Source organism: Streptomyces sp. NPDC127084 (assembly GCF_042724175.1).
Classification (GTDB): domain Bacteria; phylum Actinomycetota; class Actinomycetes; order Streptomycetales; family Streptomycetaceae; genus Streptomyces.
On the sequence record NZ_JBHXFA010000096.1, the window covers coordinates 17,073 to 29,482 of the forward strand.

A 12,410-nucleotide genomic window follows, 5' to 3' on the forward strand; every position below is an offset into this window, starting at 1 on the left:
TCACTGCTTGTTGAAGTTCGGCCTGTCCTGCGCCGTCGAACCGCTGCCGTCGCCGCCCTCGATGGCCTGCTGCTGGGCGCTGCTGCCTCCCGCCAACTCGGCCTTCATCCGCTGGAGCTCGAGCTCGACGTCCGTGCCACCGGAGATGCGGTCCAGCTCGGCCGCGATGTCGTCCTTCGCCATGCCCGTCGGGTCGTCCAGCGCACCGGAGGCGAGCAGTTCGTCGATCGCGCCGGCGCGCGCCTGGAGCTGGGCCGTCTTGTCCTCGGCACGCTGGATCGCCAGGCCGACATCGCCCATCTCCTCGGAGATCCCGGAGAACGCCTCGCCGATCCTGGTCTGGGCCTGGGCCGCGGTGTAGGTGGCCTTGATGGTCTCCTTCTTCGTACGGAAGGCGTCCACCTTGGCCTGGAGCCGCTGAGCCGCGAGGGTGAGCTTCTCCTCCTCGCCCTGCAGGGTCTGGTGCTGGGTCTCAAGGTCGCTGACCTGCTGCTGGAGCGCGGCGCGGCGGGACAGCGCCTCACGGGCCAGGTCCTCGCGGCCGAGCGCGAGTGCCTTGCGGCCCTGGTCCTCCAGCTTCGCCGACTGGCCCTGGAGCTGGTTGAGCTGCAGCTCCAGGCGCTTGCGGGAGGTCGCGACGTCGGCGACGCCGCGGCGTACCTTCTGCAGCAGCTCAAGCTGCTTCTGATACGAGTAATCGAGGGTCTCGCGCGGATCCTCGGCCCGGTCAAGGGCCTTGTTTGCCTTCGCGCGGAAGATCATCCCCATACGCTTCATGACACCGCTCATGGGCTTCGCGCGCCCCCTTCTGACGGACCGGCTCCAGCTACTCCAGAACCCACAGTACGGGCCCTGGTTCCATTACCGCACTGTTCGAGCGCGGATGCGCTCCTCCCCAGGGACGACCTGCCGCCCGCCCCGATCCAGCGTAGGGAGGAGAAGGCCGTCAGGGACACAGACGCCGCTCTCGTCCGGATCGTTGCAGCGGGGCTCCGTGCAGGACGGGACCGGGGGTCCGGGCGGAGGGACGGGGCCCCGGGGAGACCTACGGTCCCGGTCGCTTTCGCCACCCCGTACCCTTGGGTTTTGTGTTCCGTAGCCGATCGAAGGATGAGAAGGCCCCCACCGAGAAGGTGACGGCGGACCTCTCCAAGCAGCCCCGCGACCCTGAGGCCCCCAAGGGCAGGCCCACCCCGAAGCGGAGTGAGGCCCAGGGCCAGCGCCGCCGTGCCCAGTCGGGCGCTCCGGCCGACCGCAAGGAGGCCGCGCGCCGCCAGCGTGAGGCGCGCCGTGCCGACCTGGCCAAGCAGCGCGAGGCACTCGCCGGTGGCGACGAGCGGTATCTGCCGCCCCGCGACAAGGGTCCGGTGCGTCGTTTCGTACGCGACTACATCGACTCGCGCTTCTGCATCGCGGAGTTCTTCCTGCCGCTGGCCGTTGTGATCCTGGTGCTCTCCATGATCAAGGTGGCGCAGCTCCAGAACATCTCGCTGCTGCTGTGGCTGGGCGTCATCGTGATGATCGTCATCGACTCGATCGGCGTCTCCTTCCGGCTGAAGAAGCAGCTGAAGGAGCGCTTCCCGAACGAGTCCATGCGCGGTGCGGTGGCGTACGGCCTGATGCGTTCGCTCCAGATGCGTCGGCTTCGCCTGCCGAAGCCGCAGGTCAAGCGCGGAGAGCGGCCCTGAGCACTGACGTGTCCGGCGCCTCCGGCGCCGTCTCAGGTATGTCCGGTGCCTCCGGCACCCCTGGTGTCTCCGGTTTCGACGGCGGCGCCGCAGCCTGGATCGAAGGCCTGGGCGGGCTGCGCAACACCGTCCGGCAGGAGCTCGTGGCGCGCCAACTGGACGAGCAGATCGCCGGGCGCTTCCCGGTCGGGCAGCGTCTGCGGATCCTCGACGTCGGTATGGGCCAGGGCACGCAGGCGCTGCGCCTGGCGCGCGCCGGGCACACGGTGACCGGTCTCGAATCCGACCCCGGGATGCTGGCGCTGGCGCGTGAGGCGCTGGCGTCGGAGCCTGCCGGTATCCGGGAGCGCTTCCGGATGATCGAGGGCGACGGCCGGGACACCGGGGTGCACTTCCTGCCTGGGGCGTTCGACGTGGTGCTGTGCCACGGGGTGCTGATGTACGTGGCGGACCGCGACGCGATGCTCGCGGGCCTGGCCCGGATGCTGGCGCCCGGAGGTCTGCTGTCGCTGCTGGTGCGCAACGGCGACGCGCTGGCCATGCGGCCGGGGCTCGGTGGCGACTGGCCGGGCGCGCTGGCCGCCTTCGACACGGTCGGGTACACCAACCGCCTCGGCCTGGCCGTACGCGCCGACCGGCTGTCGGATCTGACGGCGACGCTCGCGGGGATCGCGGCACCGCTGCACGCCTGGTATGGGGTGCGGGTCTTCACGGACAACGTGCCCAACGAGGCGGAGCTGCCGTCCGGTGTGGTGCTCGACCGGCTGCTGGCGGCCGAGGACCGGGCCGGCCGCACGGATCCGTACCGCGCGGTGGCGGCGCTGCTGCATCTGTGCGGAGTACGCGACTGACAGGTGCACCACACGCGTGGTGCCTCTTCGCTGAGCTTCCGCGTCCCCGGGCGGGTCTTCCAGGTGAAGGCGGCGGCCGTCGCGGGCCGCCGCCAAGCCGTGCGCGGGTACTGCGGCCGGAACCGCCGTCACGCCTCTTCGGCGTGCAGGCTCATGGGCCCGTAGATCCGGCTGCCGTCCTCGTAGAGGAACACCTGGTCGGCGCCGCCCTCCAGCAGCTCTTTCCAGACCTCGCCGATCCAGGACTCGGCGTCTCCCTGAGTGCTGAACTCCTCCGGCTCCACAGCCGGGCTGACCTCCGTCCCGTCAGCCTTCTCGAACCGCCACGTCCACGCCATATGCGCCTCCCGGAGCTGATCGGTTTGCTGCCCGCAGCGTAGCCGGGCGCGCACCCGCAGCGGCGGCGCGGGAGGATCGTCCTGTGGATGTGACTCTGCTCGGCACCGGCGCCCCCCGCGGGCTCCCCCGCCCCGACTGCCCCTGTGCCGTCTGCGCGGCCGCTCGCGATACACACGCGCGCGCCGTCACAGCCCTGCTGGTGGACGGGGCCCTGCTGCTCGATCTGACCCCGGGGGCCGCGTTGGCCGCCGCCCGCGCCGGGCGTTCGCTGGTGGGCGTACGCCAGGTGCTGCTGACACATCCGCACGACGGACCCGCAGTGGAACTGCCGGTTGGCCTCCCCACCGCGGGGCGGGTGCCGGACGGCCAGGAGTTGACGCTGATCAGCGGGCACCGGGTGCGGGCGGTGCCGCTGGACGCCCCGGGCACGGGTTACGAGGTGACCTCGCCGGACGGCGACCGGCTGCTGTATCTACCGCCGGGCGGAGCGCCCGCGGGTGTCACCAGCGCAATGGGCGGGCCTGCCCCGTACGACATGGTGGTCAGCGATGTCATCGGGCGCCCGGACGGCCTGGCCAGACTGCGCGGGTCCGGTGCGGTGAGCCCCACGACGGATGTGGTCGCGGTCCATATCGACCACGACGTGCCGCCGGGCGAGGAGCTGGAACGGCGGCTCGCAGCGGCGGGGGCCCGGACCGTACCCGACGGTACGACGCTGTTCGTGGGCGACTACCGCGCGGTGCCGGACGTGCCGCGCCGCACCCTGATCACGGGCGGGGCGCGGTCCGGGAAGTCGCTGGAGGCAGAGCGCCGGCTGGAGACCTTCCCCGACGTGCTGTACGTGGCGACCAGCGGCATCCGGGCCGGCGACCCGGACTGGGCGGCCCGGGTCGCGGCCCACCGGGAGCGCCGCCCTGCGGCCTGGCGGACGCTGGAGAGCTGCGACCTGGTGCCCCTGCTGGCCGAGGACGGTCCGCCGCTGCTGATCGACTGCCTGTCGCTGTGGCTGACCGAAGCCATGGACCGGGTGGACGCCTGGGACGACGAGGTGTGGGAGCGCTCGGGCCGGGAGGCGCTGCACCGCCATGTGGCGGAGCTCGTCGCGGCGGTGCGCGGCACGCTCCGCACGGTCGTCGCGGTCACCAACGAGGTCGGTTCGGGTGTGGTGCCGGCGACGGTGGCGGGCCGCCGCTTCCGCGATGAACTGGGCCGTCTGAACGCGGCGTTCGCCGCCGAGTGCGAGCACCTGCTGCTGGTCGTGGCCGGCCAGCCGCTGGTCCTGCGGGGCTGAGAGTCCCTGGGCCGCCGGCCGGGGCGCGGCCTTGGTGCCTCGTGCGGCGACCCGGGTCGACGCTTTCGGCGCCTCTGATGGGCGCCCTGGGTCGGCAGCGGCAACAGCGCGCGCTGCCGGTACTGTTCGCCGAATGAGCTCGCTGAATCTCGACGACTTCTCCGACCTGATCGAGCGCCCCGACGCCGGTGTCCGGCGCGACGCCGAGGAGCGCAGGGAGCGGCTGGTCGTGCCGCCCGGTGCCCTCGGGCGGCTGGACGAACTCGGGGAGTGGCTGGCGGCGGCCCAGGGGAACGTGCCCGTACGGCCCGTGGAGCGCCCGAAGGCGGTGCTGTTCGCCGGGGACCACGGCATCGCCGAGCTGGGTGTGTCGGGGCGGGCGGCGGGCACCGCGTACACCCTGGTGCGGGACGTGCTGGATGGGTCAAGCCCCGTCGCGGTGCTGGCCAGGCGGATGAACGTACCGGTGCGGGTCGTCGATGCCGGACTCGACTGCGACCCGGAGCTGCTGCCCGACGCCGTCGTACGCCATCGGGTGCGGCGCGGCAGCGGGCGGATCGACATCGAGGACGCCCTCACCCGCGACGAGGCGGAACGGGCCGTGCGCCTCGGGATGGCGGTCGCCGACGAGGAGGCCGATTCGGGCACCGACCTCGTCGTGATCGGCGATCTCAGCGTGGGCGGCACCACCGCGGCGTCCGCGCTCATCGCCGCGTTGTGCGGCACCGACGCCTCCGTGGTGACGGGTCGGGGCGGTGTCGCCATCGACGACCTCGCCTGGATGCGCAAGTGCGCGGCGATCCGCGACTCGCTGCGGCGCGCCAGGCCGGTCCTGGGCGACCAGCTTGAGCTGCTGGCCACGGTCGCCGGTGCTGATCTCGCCGCGATCACGGGCTTTCTGCTCCAGGCCGCGGTACGGCGGCTGCCGGTGATCCTCGACGGTGTGGTGTCGGCGGCGTGTGCCCTGGTGGCGCAGCGTGCGGCGTTCCGGGCCCCGGACTGGTGGCTGGCGGGGCAGGTCAGCGGGGAACCGGCGCAGGCCAAGGCACTGGACCGGATGGCGCTCAGCCCGCTGCTCGACCAGGGTGTGACGGTCGGCGAAGGGACGGGGGCACTGCTCGCGCTCCCGTTCGTGCAGGCTTCGGCGGCGCTCGCGGCGGAGCTGCCCGAGCGAAAGGCGGACGCCGGGGACGAGGCAGCGGACGCCGGGGACGAGGCAGCGGACGCCGGGGGCGACGGGCCGGATGCCGGGGACCGAACGGACTGACGCGTTCCGCGGACGACCGTACGGCTGACCGGACAAGTTCGGAAATACCCCGGGTGGCACTCAACCTCGCGCTGCCCGAACCGGTCTTCGAACGTGGCCACATACCTGCCCATCCGGGAGCCGCGATCCATGCCGTTCGAACCGAGCGCCGTCGGCGCGCGCGCCTTCGCGCGCCGCGAGTGGGGGCCGCTTTACAACGCGGTCAGATCCGGTCTGGACGAACGGCGCTGGAAGGCTGTACCGATGACCATCACCGCGGTCTGTCTGACCGCGGTCTTCCAGCTGGTCCAGAACCAGTCCTGGGGCTACGAGCCGGTGCAGGCCATCGGCTCGGTGCGGGCCGAGTACCCGCTGTGGGTGGCGCTGCTGCGCACCCCGCTGTCGCTCTTCGTCCCGGCGCTCGATCTGCCGGTGTGGGGCGCGCTGGCCCAGATCCTGCTGGTGTTCGGGATCGCCGAGATCTGCCTGGGCCGACTGCGGGCGCTGGTGATCGCGTATACGTCGACGCTGGCCGGGACGCTGTACGCGCGGATCGCGATCGCGCTGGGCCCGGACAACCCACTGGGGCTGCCCGCCGCTGACGCTCGTATCGTGGACACCGGTCCGTCGGCAGCCGTCGTCGGTCTGGCCGTGTACGTGGGCTACCGGTACCGGGCCTGGCTGACGATGAACCTGGTGATCGCCGCGATGGTGATCGAGATCTTCATCAAGAACAACCTGGCGGGCAAGGAGCATCTGGCGGCCATCGCCGCCGTGCTGGTGGTGTGCGCGGTGACGGCCTTGCGTGGCCGCCGGCGGGAGCGCGCGGGTCAGCGCGGACCGGACTCGCGGGGGGTGTCGCTCGGAGCGCCGCGGGGGGACGCGTCCCGGGCGGCGTCGCCCGAGGCCTCACTGCCCGGGGCGGACGACCCCTCCCTGCCCGGGGCGGACGACCCCTCCCTGCCCGGGCCGGACGACCCCTCCCTGCCCGGGCCGGACGACCCCTCCCTGCCCGGGGCGGACGACCCGTCACCAGCCAGGGCAGGCACCCCGTCACCGGAGGCCGAGACCGCCGGCACCCGGTCGGGAGCCCCGCCGACCAGGTCCTGAAACCTGCGGCTCGGCCCCGTCCAGCGCTTGTCGTGGCGAAAGGCGCGCAGCGTCGCGCGCGCCCGGGAGCGCGGGCGGTTCCGGTAGAGGCGCTTGGCCCAGGGAGAGGTGGGGCGGGCAAGCCGCAGCGCGCCGAACAGCGCCACGAACGGCACCAGGACGCCGATGACCGCCATCCGCAGTTTGCCCTTCACCAGGGTGATCAGCACAAAGCAGAAGTTGACGGCGACGAAGGACAGGAAGGCCCGGCGGTCATCCCGTTCGTCCTCGCTGAGGTTGTCCACGCCGAGCGGGGAGAAGCCGGCCAGGATGAGCAGCAGCACGGATGCGGTGAGTACCACGGCCTCGACGCTCTTGCGGCCCTCGTTGGTCCAGTAGACGTCGTCCAGATGCAGGATCAGCGCGAACTCGTCCAGTACGAGTCCCGCACCTACCCCGAAGATCAGCGCGAAGACGACGGTACCCGCGCCGGTGCGCTGACTGCTGGCGACCGAGCCGAAGCCGCCGACCACGGTGAGGATCACTCCGGGCACCACATGGTGGATGTGCAGCCCACCGGAGCTGACATTGCCGAACGGGCCCCTGCCGGCCCTGATCATCCGGGTGACCACCCGGGTGATCAGGAAGGTCAGCACGAAAGAGGCCAGCGCGAGCAGCAGCGGGAGCTTTCCCGGCTCCACGATGTTGCGGTAAAACCAGTCACCCATGCCCGCCTGCTCCCGTTTCGCCCGTCATGCGCAATCTACCGCCGGGGTGAACCGGCTACCCTGCGCGCGATGAGCTCCAGGACCGCCGCCGGGCCCGTGACCGGCATACGCTTCGCCTTCGGCACCCTCACCGTGCTGCCGGTGCGGGTCACCCGCTGGGACCGGGAGGCGGCGCGCGCGGGCATGCTGTGCGCCCCCGTGGCCGGTCTGATCGTCGGCCTCTGCGCCGCAGTGGCGGGCGCGCTGCTCCTGGTCGCGGGGGCGGGGCCGCTGCTCGCGGCGGTGGCCACGGCCGCCGTGCCCGCCGTGCTCACCCGTGGGCTGCATCTCGACGGGCTCGCCGACACGGCGGACGGGCTGGGCAGCGGTAAGCCGGCTGCGGACGCTCTGCGGATCATGAAGCAGTCGGACATCGGTCCGTTCGGGGTGATCACCCTGGTGTTCACCCTGCTGGCGCAGGTCGCGGCCCTGGCCGAACTGTACGGCGGGGCCGGCAGGGACGGTGGCGACTGGGCCTGGGGCGCGGGCGCGGCCGTACTCGCGGGGATGGTGGCACGACTCGCCCTCACCCTCGCCTCACGTGTGGGCGTACCGGCGGCCAGGCCCGAGGGCCTGGGGGCGGTCGTGGCGGCCACCGTGCCGGGCCGGGCCGCCGCGGCGGCCGTCCTGCTGATCCTCGCCGCGGTGGCAGGTGTGGGCGTGGGCTCGGCTGCCCTGTCCGGCGCGGCGGCCGACCCGCTGGGACGCGCCGTCGCGGCCGTGGTCGCCGCGTCGGTGGCGCTGCTCGTGGCGGAACTCCTGCTACGGCGCTGTGTGCGCCGCTTCGGCGGGGTGACAGGCGATGTGTTCGGAGCGGTCGAGGAGACGGCGGCCACGACCGCACTCGTCGCGCTCGCGGCGCTGTGACCGGGCAGCGCTTCGGGGTCCGCTGTCCGCCCGCCCGCTGAGCCCGTTGGCGTACCCCGGCCGGCTGCCGGGGTACGCCGCCTTCAGTCACGGATGATCGCTGACACGTGCCATTCGTCAGGCGTACGCCGGCTCATCAGCCCGCCGGCTCACCACCCGGTGACTCCGTTGTCAGGCGGGCAGCCTCAAGGTGACCGCGGACTGCAGCAGTTCCGGTGACGTCCAGGCCGACCGCTTGCCCGCGTAGGCGGTGCCGAACGCGGCGGTACCCAGCAGGAGCTGCTTACGGGTGCCTTCGGGCGTGGTGACCGGGATCGCCACTCCGGAGGGCGCCTGCACGGTGACGGTGGTGCCGATCCGGTAGGCGGTGACCCGCCCGTTGTCGAGCGCCTGCTGCCAGGCGGTACGGCGGCTCAGCTCCGTACCGATGTCGCGGTGGCGGAGGTTCACCACCGGCGTGCTGTCGGCGAACAGGTCTCGGTAGTCACCGAGAATCCGGTCGAGCACCGGGTAGAGGATCCGTCCTTCCGCCAGGTTGGACTGGTGCACATAGTGCGGGCGGGGATCGTTGGCGAGGACATGCCCGAGGGCGATCCGGACTTCCTGCGGAACGATGTGGTCCGCATATCCGGTCTCGACGTCCAGCGGCTCGTCCAGGCAGGTGGATGCCGCGTTGGACTCGCAGATGCCGCTGCCGCCGTCGGCCTGGGTCGTGTAGATCCAGTTGTACTCGTCCGCCATCTCGGCCGCCGTGCCCGTGTTGTAGTACACGTTCATCGGATACCGGGGCACGGTCAGCGCACTGCCCACCGAACGCTGCTGCGACTCCCGGGAGTTGTCGCTGGCGATCCACTTGACGCCGTTCTCGGCAAGGGCGGTGGCGAGGTTGGGGTTGTCCACCGGCTGCTGCGGCAGGGTCTTCAGACCCGAGTGCTCACCGGTGACCAGCTCGGCGCGGTCGACCGAGAGGCCCTTCGTCACGCCCCAGTTGTAGTTGTCGCGGATCTGCCCGGAGATATCGGCGCGGCTCACCCAGCGGATGTTGCCCGCGGCATCCTTGGCACATTGCCACGGGACCACGGCCACGTCCTGTACGCAGCCCAGGAACGGGTGCGTGTAGGTGTGGTTGACCCAGCGGTACCTGGCCCGGTCGGCGAGCAGCTGCGCGGTGAGCGCGTCGGTTCCGCCGTGCTCCGCCTTCCACTCCTCACCCGAGCCCGCGTTGTAGACCATGTCCAGCGTCAGGCCGCTGGACTGCTGCCACTGGGCGGCGTACTGCGCGTCGGCGGCGGTCATCCGGATGTCCGGAGTGGTGCTCTCCTCGCCGCCGGCGCAGTCGATGTCGCCGGGCGTGCAGTTGCGTTCGCTGTCCCAGCGGGCGTCGGACGCGAAGACGTCGTCCACGTGCACGGCGAAGTAGTTGCGGCTCTGGCCGAGGTGGACGCCCTGGGTGAGCCATTCCACGATGCCCCGGGCCAGCAGCCGGAACTGCCGCTGATTCTGGTTGTACGCGAAGGTCACGACCAGCTCGCGGCGCCCGTCGTGGGCGTACTCGCCGAGCAGGCTGGCGCGGCCCTCACCGCCCGGGACGGGCGCGTCGACATAGCTGGTGAAGCCCTCGCGCGGGCGCGCCAGGTAGCCGTAGCTCTCGGGGACCGACGGGGAGTTGTCCTCGAAGGTGACCGCGCCGTCGAGATAGGCGAAGGGCCCGGAGCGGCCTGCGGTGGTGACAGCGGCGGCGGTGCCGTCGAGGGTTCCGGACCAGCCGCCCTCGCTGGTGTAGTCCAGGCCGACGCCGGGGTGGGCCCAGGTGTAGGCGTCGACTTGGGGGATACCGAAGGTCTGCTCGTACGCGACCAGCGCGGCCTGCTCGGCGGCGCCCGCCGTGCTCGTGCCGAACGGTGCCTCGTTCGGCATCACCACGCCCTGGTACTTGGCGCGCGGGCGGCCGCTCACCGTGTCGCTCAGGAAGGCCGCGTTGATCTGCGGCCTGTTGGGGGCGTCGAGGTCGAGCACGCTGTACGGGACCCCGGTGCTGCGCAGCTCGGAGGTGACCGCCGCGACCGCTTCGCCGCCGTCGTCGATGACCAGCACCTTGAGGTCGATCCTCGGTGCGGTCGCGTCTTCCGCCGCTGCGGCATTCGAGGCGGGCAGCGCCGTGGCGAGCAGCGCGGACGCGGAGGACACGGCGAGCGCGACCGCCGTCCTGCCGCCGCGCCCGCGCAGTCCGCCCGCCGCGCGCTGTGTGCCGCTCGCACCCTGTGCGCTCATCGAGCACCGCGCCCCCGGCTTGTGTGCCCCGTCCCCATCCGTCGCGGGCCCCCCTCGTTCGTGGTCACTCGAACTGAATCCGTACGCCATGGCGCACTCCCACCCCTTGAAGGCCTCCCCGTGTGGATTTTCCGGGGAGGATCTGTGGAAATCATGCAAAGCGGCGCATCGCCGTCTTGCGCATTCCGCCCGAGTGTGACGTAGGACTCACTCCCTCTCGTGGTGATCGCGTCAGAGACACCTCGGAAGGGTGAACGCCCGCTGGTGTGAGCGAACCTCGCGGGCGCGCGTAGGCTCGTTCCGGCGCGCCGACTCGCCCGATCTACGATGCGCCGGGCACGGCCGACCCCACCTCTTCGGCCACGGAACTCAACAAACGGAAGCGAGAAATCACCACCGTGACTGCTCTCACTCTCAGCACGGCCGGCGCGGCGACGCTGCGCGCCGACGCGATCGTCGTCGGCGTCGCGAAGAGCCCGAAGGGCGGCAGCGGACTTGTCGTCGCCCCGGGCGGGGAGGCCGTGGACAAGGCGTTCGGCGGAAAGCTCGCCACCGTCCTGGAGACCCTCGGCGCCTCCGGTGCCGAGGGCGAAGTGACCAAATTGCCCGCGCCGTCCGGACTCAAGGCGCCGGTCGTCCTGGCCGTCGGCCTCGGCGCGGCCCCTGAGAAGGACGAGACGTACCAGGCCGAGACCCTGCGGCGGGCCGCCGGTTCCGCGGCACGCGCCCTGACCGGCACGAAGAAGGCGGCCTTCGCGCTGCCGATCGAGGCGACGGAGGACGCCGAGGCGATCGCCGAGGGCGCTCTGCTGGGCGCGTACGCCTTCACCGCGTACCAGGACGGCAACGGCGGTCTCTCCGCGAGCGCCAAGACCGGCAAGAACGCCAAGGCCGGCGACAAGAAGCAGCCCCTCGCCGAGGTCGCGCTGCTCGGCGCCAAGCCTCGCGACAAGGCGTACAAGGCCGCGGCCGAGCGCGCCATCGCGCTCACCGAGGAGATCAACCGCGCCCGCGACCTGATCAACACCCCGCCGAACGACCTCTACCCCGAGTCGTTCGCCGCCGTCGCCGCCGCCGCCGGCAAGGAGCACGGCCTCAAGGTGCAGATCCTTGACGAGAAGGCGCTCGTCAAGGGCGGCTACGGCGGCATCCTCGGCGTCGGCCAGGGCGCGGCGAACGGCCCGCGTCTGGTGAAGCTCGTCTACACGCACCCCCAGGCGGAGAAGTCCCTGGCCTACGTCGGCAAGGGCATCACCTACGACTCGGGCGGCATCTCGCTGAAGCCGGCCGGCCACAACGAGACGATGAAGTGCGACATGAGCGGCGCCGCCACCGTCTTCGCCGCCGTCGTCACGGCCGCGCGGCTCGGACTGAAGGTGAACGTCACCGGCTGGCTGGCGCTCGCCGAGAACATGCCGTCCGGCACCGCGACCCGCCCGGGCGACGTTCTGCGTATGTACAGCGGCACGACGGTGGAGGTGCTCAACACCGACGCCGAGGGCCGTCTCGTGCTCGCCGACGCGATCTCCAAGGCGTCGGAGGAGAACCCGGACGCGATCGTCGACGTGGCCACGCTGACCGGCGCGATGGTCCTGGCGCTGGGCTACCGCCGCTTCGGGATCATGGCCAACGACGACGCGTTCCGCACCTCCATCCACGAGATCGCGGAAGAGGTCGGCGAGGACTCCTGGCCGATGCCGCTCCCGGCCGACCTGCGCAAGGGCATGGACTCGCCGACCGCCGACCTCGCGAACATGGGCGAGCGGATGGGCGGCGGCCTGGTCGCCGGTCTCTTCCTGAAGGAGTTCGTCGGCGAGGGCATCACCTGGGCCCACATCGACATCGCGGGACCGGCTTTCCACGAGGGCGCCCCGTACGGCTACACCCCCAAGGGCGGCACCGGCTCCGCGGTCCGCACCCTGGTCAGGCTCGCCGAGCGCACCGCGTCGGGCGACCTGGGCTGACACAGGCCCTCGCCGGGCCGGGGGCGGCGCCCCCGGC

Annotated in this window: 10 protein-coding genes and 1 pseudogene; 7 read left to right on the forward strand and 4 right to left on the reverse strand. The window is 72.0% G+C overall.

The window, feature by feature from the left end; all coding sequences use genetic code 11:
* Positions 1-789, reverse strand: a complete 789-nt coding sequence (locus tag ACFWI9_RS21785; RefSeq protein ID WP_387164329.1) for a PspA/IM30 family protein — start codon at positions 787-789, stop codon at positions 1-3.
* A 299-nt stretch (positions 790-1,088) separates the two neighbouring features.
* On the opposite strand from ACFWI9_RS21785, the gene ACFWI9_RS21790 reads away from it, so the two are divergent.
* Together ACFWI9_RS21790 and ACFWI9_RS21795 are read left to right on the forward strand one after the other, a co-directional pair.
* The gene (locus ACFWI9_RS21790; protein ID WP_387164330.1) at positions 1,089-1,688 is read left to right on the forward strand and encodes a DUF3043 domain-containing protein; all 600 of its coding nucleotides are present in this window, start codon (positions 1,089-1,091) and stop codon (positions 1,686-1,688) included.
* Positions 1,689-1,726: 38 nt separating this feature from the next.
* On the forward strand, positions 1,727-2,539 hold the full coding sequence (locus tag ACFWI9_RS21795; RefSeq protein ID WP_387164332.1) for a class I SAM-dependent methyltransferase: 813 nt from the start codon (positions 1,727-1,729) through the stop codon (positions 2,537-2,539).
* Between the two features lie 128 nt (positions 2,540-2,667).
* Here ACFWI9_RS21795 and ACFWI9_RS21800 read toward each other — a convergent pair whose 3' ends face one another.
* The gene (locus tag ACFWI9_RS21800; protein ID WP_387164333.1) at positions 2,668-2,877 is read right to left on the reverse strand and encodes a hypothetical protein; all 210 of its coding nucleotides are present in this window, start codon (positions 2,875-2,877) and stop codon (positions 2,668-2,670) included.
* A gap of 83 nt (positions 2,878-2,960) precedes the next feature.
* On the opposite strand from ACFWI9_RS21800, the gene ACFWI9_RS21805 reads away from it, so the two are divergent.
* The 3 genes from ACFWI9_RS21805 to ACFWI9_RS21815 all read left to right on the forward strand — a co-directional run bounded on the left by ACFWI9_RS21805 (position 2,961) and on the right by ACFWI9_RS21815 (position 6,525).
* Complete coding sequence (locus tag ACFWI9_RS21805) at positions 2,961-4,169, forward strand: bifunctional adenosylcobinamide kinase/adenosylcobinamide-phosphate guanylyltransferase (protein WP_387164334.1); 1,209 nt, start codon at positions 2,961-2,963, stop codon at positions 4,167-4,169.
* Between the two features lie 133 nt (positions 4,170-4,302).
* Entirely contained in the window at positions 4,303-5,436 is a 1,134-nt protein-coding gene (gene cobT / locus ACFWI9_RS21810) for a nicotinate-nucleotide--dimethylbenzimidazole phosphoribosyltransferase (RefSeq protein ID WP_387164336.1), read from the forward strand.
* Positions 5,437-5,565: 129 nt separating this feature from the next.
* Positions 5,566-6,525: a hypothetical protein gene (locus ACFWI9_RS21815; protein WP_387164337.1), complete on the forward strand. Its 960-nt coding sequence runs from the start codon at positions 5,566-5,568 to the stop codon at positions 6,523-6,525.
* Here the strand turns inward: ACFWI9_RS21815 and ACFWI9_RS21820 are convergent.
* Positions 6,489-7,232: pseudogene (locus ACFWI9_RS21820) on the reverse strand (hypothetical protein); the annotation flags it as partial. The gene ACFWI9_RS21815 and the pseudogene ACFWI9_RS21820 overlap by 37 nt on opposite strands.
* 69 nt (positions 7,233-7,301) lie before the next feature.
* On the opposite strand from ACFWI9_RS21820, the gene ACFWI9_RS21825 reads away from it, so the two are divergent.
* Positions 7,302-8,138 (forward strand): adenosylcobinamide-GDP ribazoletransferase, encoded by an 837-nt coding sequence (locus ACFWI9_RS21825; RefSeq protein WP_387164339.1) that lies wholly within the window; start codon positions 7,302-7,304, stop codon positions 8,136-8,138.
* Positions 8,139-8,309: 171 nt separating this feature from the next.
* Here the strand turns inward: ACFWI9_RS21825 and ACFWI9_RS21830 are convergent, their stop codons facing one another.
* A complete protein-coding gene (locus tag ACFWI9_RS21830) occupies positions 8,310-10,409 on the reverse strand; it encodes a hypothetical protein (protein ID WP_387164340.1) in 2,100 nt (699 codons plus the stop codon).
* 398 nt (positions 10,410-10,807) lie between these two features.
* On the opposite strand from ACFWI9_RS21830, the gene ACFWI9_RS21835 reads away from it, so the two are divergent.
* The gene (locus ACFWI9_RS21835) at positions 10,808-12,373 is read left to right on the forward strand and encodes a leucyl aminopeptidase (RefSeq protein ID WP_387164342.1); all 1,566 of its coding nucleotides are present in this window, start codon (positions 10,808-10,810) and stop codon (positions 12,371-12,373) included.
* Positions 12,374-12,410: the final 37 nt, after the last annotated feature.

Coding starts and splice junctions, on each gene's coding strand:
- ACFWI9_RS21825 (WP_387164339.1), top strand. CDS start 7,302: ATGAGCTCCAGGACCGCCGCCGGGCCCGTGACCGGCATACGCTTCGCC.
- ACFWI9_RS21785 (WP_387164329.1), bottom strand. CDS start 789: ATGAGCGGTGTCATGAAGCGTATGGGGATGATCTTCCGCGCGAAGGCA.
- ACFWI9_RS21800 (WP_387164333.1), bottom strand. CDS start 2,877: ATGGCGTGGACGTGGCGGTTCGAGAAGGCTGACGGGACGGAGGTCAGC.
- cobT (WP_387164336.1), top strand. CDS start 4,303: ATGAGCTCGCTGAATCTCGACGACTTCTCCGACCTGATCGAGCGCCCC.
- ACFWI9_RS21795 (WP_387164332.1), top strand. CDS start 1,727: ATGTCCGGTGCCTCCGGCACCCCTGGTGTCTCCGGTTTCGACGGCGGC.
- ACFWI9_RS21815 (WP_387164337.1), top strand. CDS start 5,566: ATGCCGTTCGAACCGAGCGCCGTCGGCGCGCGCGCCTTCGCGCGCCGC.
- ACFWI9_RS21830 (WP_387164340.1), bottom strand. CDS start 10,409: ATGAGCGCACAGGGTGCGAGCGGCACACAGCGCGCGGCGGGCGGACTG.